The following is a 19,426-nucleotide window of genomic DNA, read 5'->3' as shown; positions in this document are numbered from 1 at the left end:
CGCGACGCCGCGGCCGCGACCGTCGCCTTCGAGGGCCACCGCCGCGATCTCGCGGTTGTGCCGCGAGCGGAGGAAGGAGAGGAATGCGCCGGCAGCGATGATGATGCCGGCGGCCAGGGTGAAGAAGGTCAGCCAGGTGATGGGGTGGTCGGCTTGCATCTCGAACATCCTTTGCGTGAGGGCCGCACGACGTCCAGTCGCGTCAGCCCCGCATGACAATCTCTGTTCGGTGCAATCGCCGGCACGGCGGAAGGTTTCCGGCCTTGGGCAAAAATCCCCGGAGTTCAGCGGCCCTCGCCGGCCGCCCACAGCGCGTCGAGCCCGGCCCGGTAGGTCGGGTAGGCGAACACGAGCCCGAGCTCCTGCTTGGCGCGCGCATTCCGGATCCGCCGGTTGCCGGCGTAGAAGCTCCGCGCCATCGGCGACAGCTCGGCGCTGTCGAACGGCAGCTCCGGCGGCGGCGCGATGCCCATCAGATCAGCGGCGTAGGCGATGACATCCTGCGGCGGCGCCGGCTCGTCGTCGACGATGTTCCAGGCGCCGCCGTGCTCGCGGCGGATCGCGCCCATGATGGCGCCGGCGATGTCGTCCACATGGATGCGGTTGAACACCTGGCCCGGCTTGACGATGCGGCGCGCGCGGCCGGCGCGCAGCTCGACCAGCGCGTTGCGGCCTGGACCGTAGATGCCGCCGAGCCGGAGCACCGCGAGCCGGTCCCCGATGCGGCTCTGCCAGTCGTCCTCGACGCGGACGCGCGCCTGCACCCGGTCGTGCTCCGGCGCCAGCGGCGTGTCCTCGTCGATCCAGGCGCCCTGGTGGTCGCCATAGACACCGACGGTGGAGAGATAAACGACACGCCGCGCGCGCCCGCTCGCAATGGCCTCGCCGAACCCGGTCAGAGCCGGATCGGCGCCGGCCCCGGGCGGCGCCGAGATCAGCACGACATCCGCCTCGGCCGCCTTCTGAAGCGTCGTGGCGACAGGGGTCGTTCCGTCGAACAGGTCGAGCTCGTAGCGCGCGAGTTGCGCGCGCTTCTCGGCGCCGCGCACCGTGCCGGTGATATCAGCGAAGCTGCTGCCGTGCAGATCGACGAAGCGCTGGGCCGAATAGCCAAAGCCGATGACGAACAGGTTCATGCGTGCGCTCGAATGGCGGAGCCCCGATCTATCCGGCATCACAGGGCCGGCGCAAATCAAATGACGTTCCCCCGCAAGGCGGCGCCGCCTGCAGATGTGGCGGTACTGACCTGCCGCCCTTGTCATGGCTCCCGTCATGGAACATGTCTTATGATCAGGCGACAGGAGATGGACTGCCCCGATGAATTTCCATTCGATCTACCGCCACGGCTTCGCCCGCGTCGCCGCCTGCGTCACCGCCTCCAGCGTCGCCAATCCCACCGCCAACGCGGCGGCGATCCTGGCGGCGGCGCGCGCCTGCCATGACCAGGGCGCGGCGGTCGCGGTGTTTCCCGAGCTGTGCCTGTCCGGCTATGCGATCGAGGATCTGGTCAAGCAGGATCCGCTGCTCGATGCCGTGCAGCGTGGGCTGCTCACGCTGGTGGAAGCCTCGCATGACCTGATGCCGGTGCTGATCGTCGGCGCGCCGCTGCGCTTTGCGCATCGCGTCTACAACTGCGCCGTCGTGATCCATCGCGGCGAGGTGCTCGGCGTCATCCCCAAGAGCTATCTGCCGACCTATCGCGAGTTCTACGAAGGCCGCCACTTCGCATCCGGTGCCGGCATTCGCGGCGAGATGATCGAGGTCGCCGAGACCATGGCGCCGTTCGGCACCGACCTCTTGTTCGCCGCTGCCGATGTCGCTGGCCTCGTGATCGGCGTCGAGATCTGCGAGGACATGTGGATCCCGGTGACGCCGGCGTCCGAGCTCGCGCTCGCCGGCGCCACCGTGCTCGCCAATCTCTCGGGCAGCCCGATCACCGTCGGCCGCGCCGAGTCCCGCTCGCTGCTCTGCCGCTCGACCTCCGCGCGCTGCCTCGCCGCTTACATCTACGCGGCGGCGGGCGTCGGCGAATCCACCACCGACCTGTCCTGGGACGGCCAGACCTCGATCTTCGAGAACGGCGTGCTGCTCGCCGAGAGCGAGCGTTTCCGGCAGACCGGCCAGACCATCTTCGCCGATGTCGATCTCGATTTGTTGCGCCAGGAGCGCGCGCTGATGGGCACGTTCGACGACAATGCGCGGGCGCGAGACGCCGGCGTGCATTGGCGCCGCATCGGCTTCGAGCTGCAGCCGACCGAAGGCGACATCGGCTTCATGCGCAGGGTCGAGCGCTTTCCGTTCGTGCCGAGCGATGCCGCGCGGCTCGATCAGGATTGCTACGAGGCCTACAACATCCAGGTCGCCGGCCTGACGCAGCGGCTGCGCGCCACCGGCACCAAGCGCATCGTGATCGGCGTCTCCGGCGGCCTTGATTCCACGCATGCGCTGATCGTCGCCGCCAAGGCGATGGACCTGCTCGGCCTGCCCAGAACCAACATCCTTGCCTACACGATGCCGGGCTTCGCCACGGGCGCGCAGAGCAAGTCCTATGCACATGCGCTGATGAAGGCGCTCGAGGTCAGTGCGGCCGAACTCGACATCCGCCCCGCGGCGACGCAGATGCTGAAGGACATCGGCCATCCCTTCGGCCGTGGCGAGGAGGTCTACGACATTACTTTCGAGAATGTGCAGGCCGGCCTCCGTACCGACTATCTGTTCCGCCTCGCCAACGATCGCGGCGGCCTCGTGCTCGGCACCGGCGATCTCTCCGAGCTGGCGCTTGGCTGGTGTACTTACGGCGTCGGCGATCAGATGTCGCACTACAACGTCAATGCCGGCGTACCGAAGACCCTGATCCAGCACCTCATCCGCTGGGTCATCGCCTCGCATCAGTTCTCGGCCGACGTCGATCGCACGCTCGAAGCCGTGCTATCGGCGGAGATCTCGCCGGAGCTCGTGCCGGTGAAGGACGGCGAGACGCCGCAGAGCACGCAGGCCGCGATCGGCCCCTATGAGCTGCAGGACTTCAACCTGTTCTACACGCTGCGTTACGGCATGCGCCCGTCGAAGATCGCCTTCATGGCGCACCATGCCTGGAAGGATGCCGGAGAGGGCGCCTGGCCGCCGCATTTTCCGCCCGACAAGCGCAACGCCTATGCGCTCGGAGATATCCGGAAATGGCTGGAGGTGTTCCTCAAGCGCTTCTTCGCCTTCAGCCAGTTCAAGCGCTCGGCGATGCCGAACGGCCCGAAGGTCGTGGCCGGCGGCGCCCTGTCGCCCCGCGGCGACTGGCGCGCACCATCGGACGGTAACGCGGCAGCGTGGCTCGAGGATCTGGAGAGCGTGCCGAAGTAAGGGCTGCTCGCGGGACTGAGTTCTCGCGGCATGATCCTGGTGCACCGTTTTGCATCACGGGCGGTGCGCTCCCTCTCCCCGTTCCCCTCATCCGGATCGCACCTGACGATGCAAGCCGACCTTCTCCCCGCAAGCGGGGGAGGTCCCGCTTGCTCCGGACCCGAACTAATATTGCAGCACCTGCTCCACGCGAGCCGCGACATCCAGCAGCATCCGATCGTGACCGCGCGCTGCGATCAGCTGCAGGCCGAACGGCAGACCCTGCGCATTCCTCCCGCACGGAATCGAGATCGCCGGTACCCCCGCGTGATTGACGAACGGCGTGAATACCGCGTGGCCACGCGGGCTCGCGGCCCTGCCGCCGATCATGGTTGGTCCGAGCTGCGTGAAAGGCCAGGCGACACACGGCACGGTGGGCGCCAGCAGTACGTCGACGTGCAGGAAGAACGCAGCAAACGCGCGCGCAATCCGCGCGCTCGCCTCGAGTGCGAGCGCCACATCGGCGCCGCTGAGGCCAAGGCCACGCTCGATCTGCTTGGCGATGTCGGGATCGAATTGCGTGGCATCGCTACGGAAAGCCTCGCCATGCAGCGCCGCCAAGCCGGCATGCTGCAGCGGCATCACCGCGTCCTCGGCGAGCCCCGCCGGCCAGATCGGATCTGCGTCGGCGATCGGGGTCCCTCCCGCGCGCAACCGATCGATCGCCTGCCGCAGGCCGCTGCTCACCTCCTCGTCGACCGCAACGTCGAGCCCGAGCCGTGGCGAGAACGCGATGCGGAGCGGCTTGGCATGGCCAGCCTTTGGCAGCTCGAACGTCGCCGGATCGCGCGGATCGATTCCCGTTATGGCCTCGAAGGCGAGCCGGGCATCGCCAACATCGGCGGCAATCGGCGCGATCACCGAGATGCCCCAGCCGGCCTCGGCGAAGCCCGGCCCATAGGGAACAGCGCCATAGGATGGCTTGAAGCCGACCACGCCAACATGCGCCGGCGGCCGGCGGCTCGAGCCGCCCGCATCGGTGCCGATCGCGAGCGGCACCAAACCCGCGGCGACGGCGACGGCGGGACCGCCGGACGATCCGCCGGGCGTGAGATCGGGATTGTTCGGATGGTGCGTCGGCCCGTACAACAGCGAGGTGGTGACCCCCTTGCAGGCGAACTCCGAGGTTGCGCCGATGCCGACGATCACTGCGCCGGCGCGGCGCAGCCGCGCGACCGCGATCGCATCTTCCGGCGCGATGAAGTCTGCAAACAGCCGTGAGCCCTGCGTGATGCGCCAGCCGCCCACCCAGATGTTGTCCTTGATCACCACGGGCACACCTGCGAGTGGCAGCATCTCACCGGCGCTCACGCGCGCATCGACGGCATCGGCCTCGGCGCGCGTTCGCTCCGGATCGATCGCCACGATGGCGTTGAGCGCACGCGCCGCGTCGATGCGCGCCAGCGCCTGCTCGGCCATCTCGCCTGCTGACGTTTGCCGTGCCGTAACGGCGGTTACGATCTCATTTGCGCGCATGAAAACGCTCCATCAGCAGCACGGCAGCTCCTGCAGCCGCCAGCAGTCCGAGCGCGACGAAGCTGCCGCCGAGCCCGACGCGCGGCGTCAGCAGCGCGACGAGCAGCGGCGCCGCGACGAGACCAAGAAACGACGCGGTGAGCACCGCGCCGGTCGCTTCCGCAACACGTCCGGGCTTGGCGAGATTGGCGATCTCGGCGATGAACACGCCGTTCCAGCCGCTTGCCGTCAACCCGAACAGAAAGGTCAGGAGAACCAGGACGGAGCGGTTCAGCAGAGGGCCCCACACTCCGAGCACAACCGCGCACACTGCCATGCCGGCCCCGGCCATCGCGAGCACCGCGCGGGCGGAGCGCAGCCGTGTCGCCACCGCGCCCCAGCCCAGCCGCCCCATGAGGCCGGCGCCCTGGGCGGTCGCCAGCACCCAGCCGGCCTCGACATGACTGAGCGCGAGCTCTGACGTGCCGAAGCTGACGAAGCAGGTGTTGAGGATCACCTGCATGCCGCTGAACGGGATCGAGGCGATCGCGAGCGCCGCCATGCGGCGGTCGGCGCTGATCAGGTGCAGCCGGTCGGAAAGACCGAGCCGCGGCATGTCCGGTGGCGCGATGGCGTAGGTCGGGCGGAGCCGTTCGAAGCCCGCGAAGGCGACGGCGGCGCACACGATCACCGTCGCATAGGCCGAGCTCGGCGCAAGCATGACGGCGATCGGAGGCAGCAGCAGCGAGCCGATCACCGCGCCGATCTGGCTGCCGGTCTGCCGGATCGAGAACACCATCGCGCGCTTTTCGGCCGGCACCAGGCGCCCGAGCAGAGCTGCGCTCGCCGGTGTTTCCGGTCCGACCGCGAGACCCAGCATCAGCCCGGCCGCGAGCAGCGCCCATCCGCTCTCGAACAGCGCCAGCGACATGCCGGCCGACACTGCGACCGCACACAGCGCGGCGACACGGAGCGAGCCGATCTTCTGCACCAAGGTGCCGCCCCAGAACGAGGAAGCAAGACTGACCGTGAAGGCCGCGGTCGAGAACAGCGACAGCTGCTCGATGCTCAAGCCCGCGCGCGGCGCCACGATGCCCGGCGCGAACAGCGCCAGCGACACCAGAGCCTGCAGCGCAGTCATCGCAGCGACCGCAGGCCACAGCGGCGGCGCTGGCGCTGTTGCGTCTTTCGCGTCTATCATGCCGCTTCAACCTGAAGTCGGAGAGCGAAATGGCTGGTGGGATCTCGGTTCATGCAGTCGATGTCGCGAACGGACGTCCCGCCTTGGGACTGCGCGTCGCGATCTGGCGCGTCGCCCCTGATCGCGCCATGCTCGCCGAGGGCCAGCTTGGCGCCGACGGCACCTTGCAGGCGCCGGTCGTCAAGGGCGAGGGCGTGACCGCCGGCGAGTATGAGGTGCTGTTTCATGTCGGCGAGTTCTTCGGGGCAAACGCTCAAACGAAATTCCTGACCACAGTGCCGTTTCGCTTCGCCATCGACAAGGTCGAGGAGCATTTTCATCTGCCGCTGAAATTCACGCCCTGGGGCTATTCGATTTTCCGCGGGGCTTAGTCCATTTTGCGCGGCCGATCTCCGAGACGCTCGCCAAGGGCGGACTCCTTGTAAGGAGTGATTGAGGCCCGCTGCGCCACGACCAACGTCATTCCGGGCAAGACCGCAGGCCTTGAACCCGAAATCTCGATGTTGTCTTGCGTCCTTTCCTGATAATCTCCAGCTTCCGGGTTCAATCGTAAATGCGTCGTCGCTTTGCCGATTGCCCCGGAATGACGGCCAAGCTGTCCCCGTTTGGTTTCTTGCGACGCTGCTTGGTCAATCACCCCGTCAGCCGTTTCGACAGCCCGGTCGCTCGCTCCATGATCGCCATCAAGGCCACTGTCGCGATGATCAGCACGCTCGAGAGCGCGGCGATGGTGACGTCGAGCTTGCCTTCGAGGTCCTGCCACATCCGGATCGGCAGCATGTCGGTGGCGGCGTCGCGCAGGAACAGCGACACCGGCACGTTGTCGAACGACGACATGAAGGCGATGAAGGCGCCGGAGATGATGCCGGGGCGGATCAGCGGCAGCACGATGCGGCGGAAGGTGTAGAGCCTGGACGCGCCGAGGATCGCCGAGCTTTCCAGCAATGTCGGCTCGAGCTGCGCCAGCGCGGCCACCGTGTTGCGAACGACATAGGGCACGCAGACGATGGTGTGGCCGATGACCAGCGTGAGCAGCGACACCGGCAGGCCGATCAGCGAGAAGAACATCAGCGCCGCTAATCCAAAGGCGAGGGCGGGCAGCACCAGCGGCGACATGAACAGCGAGTCCAGAAGCTTTGCTGTCAGTGTCTTCGAGCGCGAGATCGCCAGCGCCGCGGCGACGCCGAGCACGATCGACAGCCCGGTCGACCACAGCGCGACGACGACGCTGTTGCGCGCGGCGAATTGCAGCTGCCAGGCGTTCCACAATTCGACATACCAGCGCGTCGAATAGCCCGGCGGCGGGAATTTCAGCGAGAAGCCCGACGTGAACGAGACGATCACCACCACCAGCGACGGCGACACGATCAGGATCAGCGCGAGCACCGCGATGACCGTCATCACGATCTGGAAGCTCAGCGCCTCCCAATTGCGCTGGCGCCCGCTCATCGCGCATCTCCATAGCCGCGCGCGCGCCTGCCGAGCGTGGAGAACAGCGCCACGATCGCCAGCACCGCGAACAGGAAGATGATCGAAATCGCCGCCGCAAACGGCCAGTTCTGCAGGGTCGATGCCTGCTGATAGAGATACATCGGCATGAACAGCATCTGCCCGCCGCCGACCAGCGACTGCGTGATGAAGGCGGTGATCGCCGCGGCATATGTCAGCGTGCAGCCGGCGATGATGCCGGGCATTGACAGCGGCAGCATCACCTTGAAGAACGTGCGCCAGCTGCCGGCCCCGAGCGAGGCGGAGGCGTCGGATAGATTGGGATCGATGCGGCCGATGGCGGTGATCAAGGGCAGCACCATCAGCGGCATCTGCACCTGCGCCAGCGCCGCCACCAGTCCGCCTTGCGTGTAGATCATGCGCAGCGGCGTTCCGATCAGGCCGAGCGATTGCAGCACGGAGTTGATGATGCCCTGACGTCCGAGGATCACGATCCAGGCGAAGGTGCGAACGACGACGCTCGTGAGCAGCGGTAGCAGCACGATCATGATGATCAAGGTCTGCAGGCGACTGCCCGACCGTTGATAGAGCCAGGCAATGGGATAGCCGAGCACGAGGCAGGCGAGCGTCACCTCGGCGCCGAGCAGCAAGGTCGATCCGAGCACGGCGAGGCTGAAGGGGTCGGTCAGGAACTTGATGTACTGGCCGAGCCCCCACACCGTCGCCGCGGTGTCGTTGTGCAGAGACAGATAAAGCAGTTGCGCCAGCGGCAGCACGAAGAAGATCGCAAACGCCACGCCTAAGGGCAGTGCAAGCCCCAGGTTGAAGCTGGTCACGTCTCCAGGCGCCGTAATACGTGCCGTCGTGGCGCTCTTCATCGCGTCAGATCTTGATGTCGCGGTTGAACTTCTCGATCCAGGACGCGCGCTGCTCGTTGATCTTCTTCCAGTCCTGGAACACGAACTTCTTCTTCAGCTCCGCGGTGTCCTTGGCCAGCACCTTGGCGATCTCGCCGGACATCGCGACCTTGGTGTTGGTCGGCACGATCAGATAGGGCGAGTTCATCAAGGTCGTCTGCACCTCCGGCGACAGCGCCGCCTCGATCAGCTTGAAGGCGAGCTCCTTGTTCGGCGAGTTCTTGACGACGTGGATCGTGGTCTTGAACGCGATGGCGCCTTCCTTCGGCGCCACGAACTCGACCGGCACACCGCGCGCTTTCAGGATCTGGATGGCGTTGAAATTGCCGGGTGAGATGTCGATCTGGCCCTGCTGGAACAAGGTCGCCAGCGCGCCGGGATTGGCGGCGACGGCGGCGAGGTTTGGCTTCAACTCCTCCAGCGCCTTGAAGCCCTCGTCGACATTGGCCTCGGAGCCGCCGCGCATGCGCGCGATCTCGACCAGCCAGCCGGTGCCGAGCGTGGAGTTGAGGTTGGTGATGCCGACCTTGCCCTTGAACTCGGGCTTCCACAGATCGGCCCACGAGGTCGGCGGCGTTTTCACCGTCTCCGGATTGTAGGTCAGGCCGACGACCTGAAAGAACGGCGCCGGGCCCATCGCGTCCTGCGCTTCGGGAATCAGGTCCTTGAAATGGGTGCTCTTGTCGGCCGGGTAGGGCTCGACGAGATCCTGGCCGATCGCGACCAGCGCCGGGCCGGGATCGTGCAGCATGACGTCGATCGGCGGGCTGGCCTTGGCGGCATTGACCTTGGCGATCTGGTCGACCGACAGCATCGGGTCGAGAACGATCGGTGCATCGCCATTCGCCTTGCGGAAGGCCGGCACGAGCACCGCCTTGTGCGCTTCCTCCCAACTGCCGGTGAAGGTCGCGAATACCAGGGGCCGCGCCTGCGCGAGGCTGAGGCCCGGGAAGGCGTGCATGGCTCCCAGCGTCAGGGCGCTGGTCAGGAGCCGGCGGCGATCAAGCATCATGTTTCACTCCGATCATCTTTCACTCCAAATTGTTGGTTGGTCATTCCGGGAAGACGGTTGCGAGCCCGGGCGCCAGCGGCGCGACGCGGACCGGCGCGCCCGCCTCGCGCAGCGGCGTGTCGCCGGTGCGGGCCTGCGAAATCTTGATGCTCGATCCATCCTTGGTCTTGATCTCGTGAACCACGGTGGCGCCGAGCGGCAGCGCCATGCCGATCTCGCCGGCAAAGCCGGAACCGTCACTAACGAAGGCGAGATGCTCCGGGCGCAGGCAGACGGTGACCTTGTTAGAGGCAGTGACCGGCTTCGGCGCACGGGCAACGATCTCGCCGCCCGCCTCCAGGGCAACTTTGACTTCACCCGCATCGGTCGCCATCACGGTGCCCTTCAGTCTGTTCGCTGTGCCGACGAAGGTATTCACGAACAGCGTCTGTGGCCGATCGTAGATCTCGGAGGGCGTGCCGAACTGCTCAAGATGGCCATGACTCAGCACGGCGACGCGGTCGGCCAACGACAGCGCCTCCTCCTGGTCGTGGGTCACGATCAGCGTGGTCGTCCCAGCCATGCGTTGCAGCCGCTTGACCTCGATCTGCATGTCCAGCCGCAAATTCTTGTCGAGCGCAGCGAACGGCTCATCGAGCAGCAGGATCGACGGCTTGATCGCGAGCGCGCGCGCCAGCGCGACGCGCTGCTGCTGGCCGCCGGACCACTGCCGCGGCAGCCGCTCGCCGAAGGGGCCGAGCTGCACCATGTCGAGCAGGCGCTGCGCTTCCTTGTTGCGCGTGGTCTTGTCGACGCCGCGCGCGGCGAGCCCGTAGCCGACATTCTCGGAGATCGAGAGGTGCGGAAACAGTGCGTAGTTCTGGAACACGATGCCCACCGCGCGCCGGTTGGGCGGCAGCGCATCGACGACGTCATTGCCGATGAGGACCCGTCCCTCGCTTTGGCCGATGAAGCCGGCGATGATGCGCAGCAGCGTGGTCTTGCCGCAGCCGGACGGACCGAGCAGGGCGATGATCTCGCCACCCTTCACATCGAGATTGATGTCGGAAACGGCCATCGTGCCGCTGGCAAAGCGGTGCGTGATCCGATCGAGAACGAGCGACTTGGCTTCCGATACGCTGGCCATGGGCTTCCTGCTCAACTGAGCTGAAAAAGCAAGAAGCATGCCGCGTTTTGAGGCAGCAGAGGCTGTTTGTGTACAAGCGAGGGGGTGAGAGGTACGGAAGTGTGTGGCGATGTCCGAGGGGTCGATCCAAGCGCATGCGGTCAGCTCATGCCCCACTCTCTCCATGTCATTCCGGGCGCCCGAAGGGCGAGCCCGGAATCCATACCCACAAGCAGCTGTTGTCGGGCGAGATGCTCGTGGGCACACCTCATGTCGTCACAGACAGTCGTGGCTATGGATTTCGGGCTCGCGCTAACGCGCGCCCCGGAATGACGTGGAGGGAGATGGGCCTGCTGACGATGCCGGCGAACTACACGTCACGGTGCTCCAGCCGCGCCGCCAGCGCCTCCGGCAATCCCGTCGTCGGCTTCGCCGCCGGCCGCCGGAACGTCCCTGCCGTGGCCTTGCGCATCTTCAACGCCAGCAGTGCTTCGGCCTGCTTCACGGCAGCGATCACCTGATCGACCACCGGCACGGGAATGCGATGCGCGACGCGCGCGGCGAGGCCCGACAGCGGCGCGCCGGCGAAGATCAGCACGTCGGCGTCGTTCTCCTCGACCGCGCGCAGCGCCAGCTCGACCAGCAGCTCCTCCTTCTCGTGCTGCACGTCGGAGATCTGCTTGAAGCTGCCGTCGAGCATGCGGATGCCGGCGCAGCGCTCCATCAGCCCGTGCATGCGCACGCACTCCTCGTACCAGGGTCCGAGCGCCTGCGCGAAGGTGACGATGGCGAAGCGCCGGCCGGCCATGCAGGCCGTCAGCATCGCCGCCTCCGCAAGTCCGATCACGGGCACGTCGAACAGCTCGCGCGCCGCGAACAGGCCGGGGTCGCCGAAGGCGGCGATGATCGCGGCATCGAACGTCCCGTTGCGCTCCGCCAGCATCTCCAGCGCCACGGCGCCGCCGATCTGCGCCTCGGCCCGGGTGGCGATGTAGGGTACGCCGCGCGGCGCGGTGCAGGGGATCAGCGTCGTGCCCGGCGCGGCGGAGTCGCGGCCGACCTGCAGCATGAGGTCGGTGATGTCGGAGCGGATGTTGGGATTGAGCAGCAGGATGTTCATGAGGCCTCGCCAGAGTTCGGCGAGCTTGCCCGAGGCATCGACGCTCTGTCTACACCCGACATCCTCACGCCGCGCCCGGCATTCGAACGAGGATCATGGCGACGAAGGTCGCGAGCATCGACGCCATCGCGCCGACGCTGAGCAGCCGTCTAAGTTTCAGAAACCATGAACGCTGGTCGTTGCCGCCGAAGCAGAGCTCGTCCACGACGAGCGCCGCCAGCAGCGCCGCTGTCAGCAGAATCAGCGACGGCGCGGCCGGCAGCAGCAGCGCGGTCCAGCCGAGCAGCGCCGGCGTGACACCCCAGGCCATGCGCCACCAGTCGGCGAGCGCCGGCGTCTGCACCGCGAGCCCCCAATGCACGGCGCCGAGGAAGCTGAGGATGACGGCGCCGTAGGCGATCTGGGCCTGTAAAGCGATCAGCCGCGCCGGCCCCTGGCCGGCGATCACCAGCAGAGCAAGGCCGACGAAAGGGATCAGCCCCCCGAGCCCAAGGATCCGCATCGAGGTGGGAATGCCACTGAGCATGCGCGTGATCTCCATCAGGTGTCGGGCCGCGCCGATGGCGCGCTCGCCGTCTTGCGTCGCTCGGACCGGCAACGGTCGGAGCAGAACTTCACTTGGTCCCAGTCGCGCGCCCATTTGCGCCGCCACGCGAATGGCCGGCTGCACGCGGCGCAGATCTTGGTCGGAAGGTCGGACTTGCGGCGCATCTTCGGCATGGCGCTTCACCACGGCACCGGTGTGCCGCGCCAGTCGTAGAAGCCGCCGGAGTCCTGCGGCGCGAGCCGGTCGATGACCCCGAGCAGATGCCGTGCCGCCTCGGCCGGCGCAACGCCGCTGGCGGAGGCGAACGGCGCCGACAGCTTTGTCGCCACCGTACCGGGATGCAGCGAGACGCAGATCGCCTCGGGGGCCCGGCGGGCAAGCTCGATCGCCGCGCAATGCACGAGCTGGTTCAAGGCCGTCTTGGAGGCCCGATAGCCGTACCAGCCGCCGAGCCGGTTGTCGCCGATCGAGCCGACCCGCGCCGACAAGGCGGCAAGCATCGACTTCCCCGTCCGCGGTAGCCGCGGCAGCAGATGCTTCATCAGCAGCGCCGGACCCGTCGCATTGATGGCGAAGACACGGGCCAGATGATCGGCATCGAGCTCACGCCAGCTCTTTTCGGGCAGCCTGTCCCCCTGGTGCAGCATGCCGGTGGCGATGATGACGAGCCGGACTTCGCCAGCGCCAGCGATCTGCTCTGTGGCCCGTGCGATGCTGTCTTCATCGGTGAGTTCGAACCCAGGGATCGTGCTGCGGCTGAGGCTGAGCACGGCGTCGAACTGGCGACTGTCAGTCAGCGCCGAGCTGAGCGCTGAGCCGATGCCGCCGCTGGCGCCGAACACGGCGGCGACGCCGCCGCGCGGAAAGGAGGCCAGCCGGACGGTAGGCCGGGGCAGGGGCGTCGTGGCCTCCGATGCGGCGTCACGCGTCGCGTTCGCGATCAGCTGATCCGTCACGTCCAACCTCGCCGGAGCGGTACAGCCGCGATCACAGCTGCTCGTGATCCTAACGACGTCACCCCGCGCTCGGATCATTGCGCTAGGCTGGGCGCAGCAAATCCGGCTCTTGCGCTTGGAACTCGTCGGCCGGGAAGGGTTCGTCGCGATCACGATCGAGGGATCGTTCACCGCGCCGCAACGAGTTGCGTCCAAGTTGCCGATGCAAACCGAATGAGCGGTCATGACACCAGAGAGCTCCGCCCTCACCGTCCGAGGGTTAACCAAATGTTTCGAACGGCCGGCGGTCGACGGGCTCGACCTCGTCGTGCGTGCCGGTGAGTTCTATGCGCTGGTCGGCCCGAACGGCGCCGGCAAGACCACAACCTTGCGCATGGTCGCCGGCCTGCTGCGGCCGGATGCCGGCGAGATCGCGATCTTCGGCATCGACGCGCTGCGCGACCCGATCGCCGCCAAACAGGTGATGGCCTGGGTGTCGGACGAGCCGATGATCTACGACAAGCTCACGCCGCTCGAATATCTTGAATTCGTCGCCGGGCTGTGGGGCATCGATCCTGCGAGCTCGGGCCACACGGCCCGTGGGCTGCTGGTCTCGCTCGGGCTGGAGTCGCATCTGCATGAGCGTTGCGAAGGTTTCTCCAAGGGCATGCGGCAGAAGGTGGCGCTGGCCGGCGCGCTGGTGCACGACCCGCAGCTGATCATCCTGGACGAGCCGCTCACCGGCCTCGATGCGGTCTCGGCGCGTCACGTCAAGGGTCTCCTGGCGGAGCGCGTTCGCCGCGGCGGCACCGTCATCATGACGACGCACATCCTCGAAGTGGCCGAGCGCATGGCTGACCGGATCGGCGTCATCGCCGCCGGCCGCATCGTGGCCGAGGGCACGCTCGCCGAGCTGCGCCAGCAGAACGGCCGCACCGACACCAGCCTGGAGGAGCTGTTCATTGCGCTCGTCGACGTCGAGTCCGCGGCATGACACGGGCGGCGACGCTGGCTTGGTTCGCCCGCCACGAGCTCAGGCTCGCGTGGCGGGAATGGCTCGGCATGATCACCGCCGGCCGGCGGCGCCGCACCCGCGCCGCGATCATCGGCCTCGTGCTGTTCGGGGCGATCATGCATCTGCCGGCCTGGGCCGTGGTCGGCCGCTACGCCGACCTGCAGCCGCCGCTCGACAAGACCGCGCTCATCGTCATCACCGCGACCATCATGCTGTCCTGGGCGTTGATGCTGTCGCAGGCGATCGAGTCGGTCACGCGCGTGTTCTATGCCCGCGCCGATCTCGACCTGATCATGTCCTCGCCGGTGCGGCTGGCCGAAATCTTCTCCGTCCGCATCGCCGCCATCGCCCTGTCCGTGACCAGCATGGCGCTGCTGCTGGCGACGCCGTTCGTCGACGTGCTGCTGCTCGAAGGCGGCGTCCGCTGGCTCGCCGCGTTCGTGGTGGTGGCGGCCGTCGGCCTGTCCGCGGCCGCGCTGGCGATCGCGATCACCATCGTCCTGTTCCGCCTGATCGGCCCGGCCCGCACGCGGCTGGTGGCGCAGATCCTGGCGGCCGTGATCGGCGCCGGCTTCGTCATCATGCTGCAGATCGCGGCGATCGTGTCCTACGGCACGCTGTCGCGCTTTGCCGTTCTCACCTCCGATGCGGCGGCCGCCGTCGCGCCCGATCCGGACAGCCTCGTCTGGCTGCCGGCCCGCGCCGCGCTCGGCGACGGCCAGGCGCTGCTGATCCTGCTCGCCGCGGGCTTGTTGTTGCTCGGAATCGTCATGATGGTGTTCTCGCCGCGCTTCGCCGACACCGCGATCAGCGCCGCTGCGCAAGGCGTCTCCAGCCGCGCCGGCGCGCAGATCCGCAGCTTTCGTGGCGGCTCGCGGCAGCAGGCGCTCAGGCGGAAGGAGTTCATGCTGCTGCGGCGCGATCCCTGGCTGATCTCTCAGACGCTGATGCAGCTGCTCTATCTGGTGCCGCCGGCCTTGCTGCTGTGGCGCAGCTACTCCGACAGCTCGCAGGCGGTGATCCTGATCACCCCGGTCATCGTGATGGCGGCGGGGCAGCTCGCCGGCGGCCTGGCCTGGCTCACGATCTCCGGCGAGGATGCGCCCGAGCTGGTGGCGACGGTGCCGCTGCCGGCGGCGCGCATCGTGCGCGCCAAGATCGAGGTCGTGCTGATCACCATCGCGGTGATCTTCGCGCCGCTCGTGCTCGCGCTCGCCTGGGTCGCGCCATGGCAGGCGCTGGTGACGGCGGCGGCGGTGCTGATCGCGACGCTCTCCTCGACCGCGATCCAGCTGTGGTTCCGCATCCAGGCGCGGCGCAGCCAGTTCCGGCGCCGGCAGACCTCGTCGCGGCTCGCCACCTTCGCCGAAGCCTTCTCCTCGATCGGCTGGGCGGCGACGGCGGCGCTCGCGCTCGCGCTGCCCGAAGCCGCCGTGATCTGCGGCCTGATGACCGCAGGTCTCTTGTTCGCCGCCTGGAAGCTCAGCCCGGCACGGTCCTGATCGCGTCAGCGCAGAACCTCCATCACGGCGGCGGCGAACGCCTCGGGCTCCTCCTGCGGCAGGTTGTGGCCGGCGCGCGGGATCACGCGATGCGCGATGCGGTTGCTGAATTTTGCCGCATGGGCCCGGCCGTCGCTCGCCGGGATCACGCCATCGCTGTCGCCATCGAGCGTGATCGTCGGCACGGTGATGACGGGCTGGCTCGCCAGCCGCTGCTCGAGATCTTCATACCGGGGGTCGCCCTCGGCCAGCCCATAGCGGTGGCGATAGCTGTTGATCACGACATCGACGTGATCGGGATTGTCGAACGCCGCCGCCGAGCGTGCGAAGGTCGCGTCGTCGAAGTCCCAGTTCGGCGACCATTGCTGCCACAGCAGGCGGGCGATCTCGGCGCGGTGCGCCGCAAGGCCGGCGCGGCCGCGCTCAGTCTGGAAGTACCATTGATACCAGAACGCGAATTCGCGCGGCACAGGTGCCGGCTCGAGGGCCCTGGAGATGTCCTGGATCAGATAGCCGTTCACCGAGACAAGGCCCAGGCATCGCTCTGGCCAGAGGGCCGCGCCGACGCAGGCGCCGCGTCCGCCCCAATCATAGCCGGCGAACACCGCCCGTTTGATGTTCAGAGCATCCATCAACGCGATCAGGTCGGCGCCGATGGCGGCCTGCTGGCCGGAGCGCGGCGTCGACGCATCGCGGAAGCGGGTCGGCCCATAGCCACGCAGATAGGGCACGATGACGCGGCAGCCTTGTGTGGCGAGACGCGGCGCGACATCGACATAGGAGTGGATGTCGTAGGGATAGCCGTGCAGCAGGATGGCGGCCGGACCGTCCGAGGGGCCGCTCTCCACATAAGCGATGCTCAAGACTCCGGCATCGATCGCCTTGATCGGCTGCATCACCTGCGCCTGCGACGATCCGTCCCGATTGGTCATGCCATCCTCCCGCCTCGGTGAGCCAGCCCTGCGCTCGGGCGTCGCGATGAGGATAGTTCTGATCGCAATTCCTCGCTACACTCAGACGCGCTGCTGAAGAGGAACCGCCATGCTGCGTCCGCTGCTCTCGCTGCTTGCCTTCCTGGTCTCGTTCGCATCTCCTGGGCTGGCTCAATCGGGACCGCGCACCAGCGAGTGCCTGGCCATGGCCGGCGGTACCCCGCGCGCCACGCCGGTCAGCCTGCGCCGGATGGCCGCGGCGGGCAACGAGGTGACGATCACCTATGCCGGCCATTCCACCTACTTCATCGACACGCCGATGGGCATCCGCATCGCGACCGACTACAGCGGCGCGTATCAGGTCGGACGGCTGCCCGACGTGATCACGATGAACCGGGCGCATTCGACGCACTACACGCTGGCGCCCGATCCGCGCATCCCGCACGTGCTGCGCGGCTGGGGCGAGGACGGCAAGCCCGCCCAGGTGTTCGAGCGAGTCGGCGACGTGCTGATCCGCAACATCACCACCGACATCCGCCGCTATTTCAGCGACGCCATGGGCGCTGACATGATCAAGGACGGCAACTCGATCTTCATCTTCGAGGTCGCGGGCCTGTGCATCGGCCATCTCGGCCATCTGCACGTCAAGCTCGACGAGACGCATTTCGCCGCGATCGGCCGGCTCGACGTGGTGATGGTGCCGATCGACGGCACCTACACGATGTCGCTCGACGGCATCTCCGAGATCACCAAGCGGCTGCGAGCGTCGGTGGTGCTGCCGATGCACCGCTTCGCGACGCCGCTCGACGAGTTCATGCGCAAGATCGGCCAGCAGTTCGAGATCGACCGCCGGACCGAGCGGTCTTTGAAGATGTCGCGCGAGCTGTTGCCGTCGAGTCCGACCGTGATCATTCTCGACGGCGTTTAGAGCATGATCCGGAAAAGGGGAGACCGGTTTTCCGACAAGATCATGCTCACAACAAAATGGGCTCAGGCGCCCGCAAGGCTGGCGCCGCGGCGGCCTTCCGGCGTCAGGAACATGCGCTTGAGCTTGTTGATCACGCGCACCGCGAGGCCGAGCACATAGGGCTGCGTCTTCAGGCAGAAGGCCAGCTTCTTGACGTGACCCTCGACCGACCATTTGGCGTGGGCGCCGTCGCGGAAGAAGATCACGTCGCCCGGCCCGTAGCGCTTCGCCGGCATCCCCTCGCTCTCCAGCACGATCGCGCCTTCGAGGATCAGGATGGTCTCGTCGAAATCGTAGTACCAATTGAACTGGCCCTCGGTGCAGTGCCAGACGATGGTCGAGCCGAGGCCGTCGCTGCTGCGCGCGATGGTGCAGGAGGTCGCGGTCGGATTGCCCTCGATGATCCAGGACGGCTCGATCGGCGCCGGCGACAGCTCGACGGTGAGATTGGCGGTTTCGATCAAGGACGGCGACATCTTGGACCTCAAATGCATCGGATTGAAATGACCGGACGCGTGCCGGCATGAGGCTGCAACCGTAGCCGGATGCGCCTGACCGGCGCTTTCCGCGATCGTTAAAATTTGAACTGATCGCCGCGACCTGCCGTCGCATCACAACCACGCCAGCGCTATAAACATCACGCGAGCGCCGCAATTTGTTCGCGGCCTCGCCAAACCTTCTGATCTACTGTTTGCTTGCACTGCAAGATGCGGCCATGCCTCCCGCGGGACGCCTGACCCAGCCTGCAACGTGCCGTCACCTTTAAAGATTTTCCGCCGTCGCAGAGATAAGGATTTCCCAGGATGCGCCGACTGAGCCTCGCCATCGCCCTCACGCTGTCCACCGCCGCCTTTGCAACCACCTCGCTCGTCATGGCCGGCGAAACGCCCGCGCCCGAGAATGCCAAGGCCTACTTCATCAACCTGAAGGACGGCGACACCGTCTCCTCGCCGGTCCTGATCCGCTTCGGCCTGTCCGGCATGGGAGTCGCACCGTCCGGCACCGAGGCGCCGAACACCGGTCACCACCATCTCCTGATCGACGCCCCCGCACTCGAAGGCGACGCGCTCAACGAGGCGATACCGGTCGATTCCGGCCACGTGCATTTCGGCAAGGGCCAGACCGAAGCCTCGGTCAACCTCGCCCCGGGCAAGCATACGTTGCAGCTCGTGCTCGGCGACTGGAGCCACATTCCGCACAACAAGCCTGTCATGTCGGAGCGGATCACCGTCACGGTCGAGCCGTCGACCCAGGCGAAGTCGCCATAACCACGATCCGGCGCGGCCCGCGCGGCGGGCTGCGCCTTCTTTTCTCTGCCGATCGCCCCGCCGCCCGCTCATCTACACCCGAAGCGCAAGCCGCAGCCCGCCCCAATGGCGGTCCTTGATCCGGATCGGCACGTCGATCTCCTTCAGCACCATCACCGCACCGCCGCCCATGTCGCGTTCGTAGCGCTGCGCGAGATGCCCGTGCAGCGTCCGCGCCGCCGCCATGCCGGCGCGGTCCTTGTAGAAACGGCGATGGCGGCTGTTCGCGACGTTCCAGACCTGCTCGCCCGACCGCTGCGGCTGTGAGACCTTGCGGTTGTGCGTCGGAATATAGGCGTTGCGGTCGATCGCGACGCAGAAGACGACGTTCGGATCGGCAGCCAGCGCAGCCTCCTGGAACGGCGGCAGCAGCCGGTCGCAGAGCGCAGTGAACGGCGCCTCGAACTGCTCGGGATCGGTGCCCGGGATGCGCTGATAGTTGAAATCGAACCATTGCGCGACCGTGCTCTCGCCCGAGGCGATCGACTGCTCGATCGCCGCGGAGATCTTGCCGGCGACTGCGAGCGCAGCGTCGACATGCGCCTGGTTCGCGCGGTCGATCTCGGCCA

19 protein-coding genes and 1 pseudogene are annotated in these 19,426 nt (G+C 67.1%); 6 read left to right on the top strand and 14 right to left on the bottom strand.

Annotated elements, in window-relative coordinates; all coding sequences use genetic code 11:
• Positions 1-284: 284 nt before the first annotated feature.
• Positions 285-1,136: an SDR family oxidoreductase gene (locus BRAO375_RS16760; protein WP_009028652.1), complete on the bottom strand. Its 852-nt coding sequence runs from the start codon at positions 1,134-1,136 to the stop codon at positions 285-287.
• 181 nt (positions 1,137-1,317) lie between these two features.
• On the opposite strand from BRAO375_RS16760, the gene BRAO375_RS16755 reads away from it, so the two are divergent.
• Entirely contained in the window at positions 1,318-3,354 is a 2,037-nt protein-coding gene (locus tag BRAO375_RS16755; protein ID WP_009028651.1) for an NAD(+) synthase, read from the top strand.
• A gap of 165 nt (positions 3,355-3,519) precedes the next feature.
• On the opposite strand, the gene BRAO375_RS16750 is transcribed toward BRAO375_RS16755, so the two are convergent.
• Entirely contained in the window at positions 3,520-4,869 is a 1,350-nt protein-coding gene (locus tag BRAO375_RS16750) for an amidase (RefSeq protein ID WP_035640702.1), read from the bottom strand.
• On the bottom strand, positions 4,856-6,049 hold the full coding sequence (locus BRAO375_RS16745; RefSeq protein WP_009028649.1) for an MFS transporter: 1,194 nt from the start codon (positions 6,047-6,049) through the stop codon (positions 4,856-4,858). Before BRAO375_RS16745 ends, BRAO375_RS16750 begins: the two co-directional genes overlap by 14 nt.
• A 29-nt stretch (positions 6,050-6,078) precedes the next feature.
• Here BRAO375_RS16745 and uraH point away from each other — a divergent pair, with 29 nt between their 5' ends.
• On the top strand, positions 6,079-6,420 hold the full coding sequence (gene uraH, locus BRAO375_RS16740; protein WP_009028648.1) for a hydroxyisourate hydrolase: 342 nt from the start codon (positions 6,079-6,081) through the stop codon (positions 6,418-6,420).
• Positions 6,421-6,682: 262 nt separating this feature from the next.
• Here the strand turns inward: uraH and BRAO375_RS16735 are convergent, their stop codons facing one another.
• The 8 genes from BRAO375_RS16735 to BRAO375_RS16700 form a co-directional block, all read right to left on the bottom strand.
• The gene (locus BRAO375_RS16735; protein WP_009028647.1) at positions 6,683-7,498 is read right to left on the bottom strand and encodes an ABC transporter permease; all 816 of its coding nucleotides are present in this window, start codon (positions 7,496-7,498) and stop codon (positions 6,683-6,685) included.
• A complete protein-coding gene (locus BRAO375_RS16730) occupies positions 7,495-8,376 on the bottom strand; it encodes an ABC transporter permease (protein ID WP_009028646.1) in 882 nt (293 codons plus the stop codon). The genes BRAO375_RS16735 and BRAO375_RS16730 overlap by 4 nt, the downstream gene beginning before the upstream one ends.
• A 4-nt stretch (positions 8,377-8,380) precedes the next feature.
• Positions 8,381-9,427, bottom strand: coding sequence for an ABC transporter substrate-binding protein (locus BRAO375_RS16725; protein ID WP_009028645.1), 1,047 nt, complete (start codon positions 9,425-9,427; stop codon positions 8,381-8,383).
• 40 nt (positions 9,428-9,467) lie between these two features.
• Complete coding sequence (locus BRAO375_RS16720) at positions 9,468-10,553, bottom strand: ABC transporter ATP-binding protein (protein WP_009028644.1); 1,086 nt, start codon at positions 10,551-10,553, stop codon at positions 9,468-9,470.
• A 349-nt stretch (positions 10,554-10,902) separates the two neighbouring features.
• The gene (locus BRAO375_RS16715) at positions 10,903-11,652 is read right to left on the bottom strand and encodes an aspartate/glutamate racemase family protein (protein WP_009028643.1); all 750 of its coding nucleotides are present in this window, start codon (positions 11,650-11,652) and stop codon (positions 10,903-10,905) included.
• A gap of 64 nt (positions 11,653-11,716) precedes the next feature.
• Entirely contained in the window at positions 11,717-12,154 is a 438-nt protein-coding gene (locus BRAO375_RS16710; RefSeq protein WP_283806075.1) for a DUF3429 domain-containing protein, read from the bottom strand.
• Between the two features lie 38 nt (positions 12,155-12,192).
• Complete coding sequence (locus BRAO375_RS16705) at positions 12,193-12,372, bottom strand: DUF2256 domain-containing protein (RefSeq protein WP_035640699.1); 180 nt, start codon at positions 12,370-12,372, stop codon at positions 12,193-12,195.
• A 6-nt stretch (positions 12,373-12,378) separates the two neighbouring features.
• Positions 12,379-13,155 carry an SDR family NAD(P)-dependent oxidoreductase gene (locus tag BRAO375_RS16700; protein WP_009028641.1) on the bottom strand — a complete coding sequence of 259 codons (777 nt, stop codon included), beginning with the start codon at positions 13,153-13,155 and terminating at the stop codon, positions 12,379-12,381.
• 223 nt (positions 13,156-13,378) lie between these two features.
• Between BRAO375_RS16700 and BRAO375_RS16695 the strand changes: the two genes are divergently transcribed.
• Complete coding sequence (locus BRAO375_RS16695; protein WP_009028640.1) at positions 13,379-14,128, top strand: ABC transporter ATP-binding protein; 750 nt, start codon at positions 13,379-13,381, stop codon at positions 14,126-14,128.
• Entirely contained in the window at positions 14,125-15,651 is a 1,527-nt protein-coding gene (locus BRAO375_RS16690) for a hypothetical protein (protein ID WP_009028639.1), read from the top strand. The genes BRAO375_RS16695 and BRAO375_RS16690 overlap by 4 nt, the downstream gene beginning before the upstream one ends.
• A 5-nt stretch (positions 15,652-15,656) precedes the next feature.
• Here the strand turns inward: BRAO375_RS16690 and BRAO375_RS16685 are convergent, their stop codons facing one another.
• Complete coding sequence (locus tag BRAO375_RS16685) at positions 15,657-16,583, bottom strand: alpha/beta fold hydrolase (protein ID WP_009028638.1); 927 nt, start codon at positions 16,581-16,583, stop codon at positions 15,657-15,659.
• A 109-nt stretch (positions 16,584-16,692) separates the two neighbouring features.
• Here BRAO375_RS16685 and BRAO375_RS16680 point away from each other — a divergent pair, with 109 nt between their 5' ends.
• Positions 16,693-17,511, top strand: a complete 819-nt coding sequence (locus tag BRAO375_RS16680; protein WP_009028637.1) for an MBL fold metallo-hydrolase — start codon at positions 16,693-16,695, stop codon at positions 17,509-17,511.
• Between the two features lie 62 nt (positions 17,512-17,573).
• Here BRAO375_RS16680 and BRAO375_RS16675 read toward each other — a convergent pair whose 3' ends face one another.
• Positions 17,574-18,026: a cupin domain-containing protein gene (locus BRAO375_RS16675; RefSeq protein WP_009028636.1), complete on the bottom strand. Its 453-nt coding sequence runs from the start codon at positions 18,024-18,026 to the stop codon at positions 17,574-17,576.
• 327 nt (positions 18,027-18,353) lie between these two features.
• On the opposite strand from BRAO375_RS16675, the gene BRAO375_RS16670 reads away from it, so the two are divergent.
• On the top strand, positions 18,354-18,818 hold the full coding sequence (locus BRAO375_RS16670) for a DUF4399 domain-containing protein (RefSeq protein ID WP_009028635.1): 465 nt from the start codon (positions 18,354-18,356) through the stop codon (positions 18,816-18,818).
• 72 nt (positions 18,819-18,890) lie between these two features.
• Here the strand turns inward: BRAO375_RS16670 and BRAO375_RS16665 are convergent.
• Positions 18,891-19,426 (bottom strand): annotated as a pseudogene (locus tag BRAO375_RS16665) (methyl-accepting chemotaxis protein); the annotation flags it as partial.

The sequence above is a fragment of the Bradyrhizobium sp. ORS 375 genome, from assembly GCF_000239775.1.
Lineage (GTDB): Bacteria > Pseudomonadota > Alphaproteobacteria > Rhizobiales > Xanthobacteraceae > Bradyrhizobium.
Note: the sequence above shows the minus strand (reverse complement) of the source record. Positions and strands in the feature narration are given on the sequence as shown.

Coding starts and splice junctions, on each gene's coding strand:
- BRAO375_RS16760 (WP_009028652.1), bottom strand. CDS start 1,136: ATGAACCTGTTCGTCATCGGCTTTGGCTATTCGGCCCAGCGCTTCGTC.
- BRAO375_RS16755 (WP_009028651.1), top strand. CDS start 1,318: ATGAATTTCCATTCGATCTACCGCCACGGCTTCGCCCGCGTCGCCGCC.
- BRAO375_RS16750 (WP_035640702.1), bottom strand. CDS start 4,869: ATGCGCGCAAATGAGATCGTAACCGCCGTTACGGCACGGCAAACGTCA.
- BRAO375_RS16745 (WP_009028649.1), bottom strand. CDS start 6,049: ATGATAGACGCGAAAGACGCAACAGCGCCAGCGCCGCCGCTGTGGCCT.
- uraH (WP_009028648.1), top strand. CDS start 6,079: ATGGCTGGTGGGATCTCGGTTCATGCAGTCGATGTCGCGAACGGACGT.
- BRAO375_RS16735 (WP_009028647.1), bottom strand. CDS start 7,498: ATGAGCGGGCGCCAGCGCAATTGGGAGGCGCTGAGCTTCCAGATCGTG.
- BRAO375_RS16730 (WP_009028646.1), bottom strand. CDS start 8,376: ATGAAGAGCGCCACGACGGCACGTATTACGGCGCCTGGAGACGTGACC.
- BRAO375_RS16725 (WP_009028645.1), bottom strand. CDS start 9,427: ATGATGCTTGATCGCCGCCGGCTCCTGACCAGCGCCCTGACGCTGGGA.
- BRAO375_RS16720 (WP_009028644.1), bottom strand. CDS start 10,553: ATGGCCAGCGTATCGGAAGCCAAGTCGCTCGTTCTCGATCGGATCACG.
- BRAO375_RS16715 (WP_009028643.1), bottom strand. CDS start 11,652: ATGAACATCCTGCTGCTCAATCCCAACATCCGCTCCGACATCACCGAC.
- BRAO375_RS16710 (WP_283806075.1), bottom strand. CDS start 12,154: ATGCGGATCCTTGGGCTCGGGGGGCTGATCCCTTTCGTCGGCCTTGCT.
- BRAO375_RS16705 (WP_035640699.1), bottom strand. CDS start 12,372: ATGCCGAAGATGCGCCGCAAGTCCGACCTTCCGACCAAGATCTGCGCC.
- BRAO375_RS16695 (WP_009028640.1), top strand. CDS start 13,379: ATGACACCAGAGAGCTCCGCCCTCACCGTCCGAGGGTTAACCAAATGT.
- BRAO375_RS16690 (WP_009028639.1), top strand. CDS start 14,125: ATGACACGGGCGGCGACGCTGGCTTGGTTCGCCCGCCACGAGCTCAGG.
- BRAO375_RS16685 (WP_009028638.1), bottom strand. CDS start 16,583: ATGACCAATCGGGACGGATCGTCGCAGGCGCAGGTGATGCAGCCGATC.
- BRAO375_RS16680 (WP_009028637.1), top strand. CDS start 16,693: ATGCTGCGTCCGCTGCTCTCGCTGCTTGCCTTCCTGGTCTCGTTCGCA.
- BRAO375_RS16675 (WP_009028636.1), bottom strand. CDS start 18,026: ATGTCGCCGTCCTTGATCGAAACCGCCAATCTCACCGTCGAGCTGTCG.
- BRAO375_RS16670 (WP_009028635.1), top strand. CDS start 18,354: ATGCGCCGACTGAGCCTCGCCATCGCCCTCACGCTGTCCACCGCCGCC.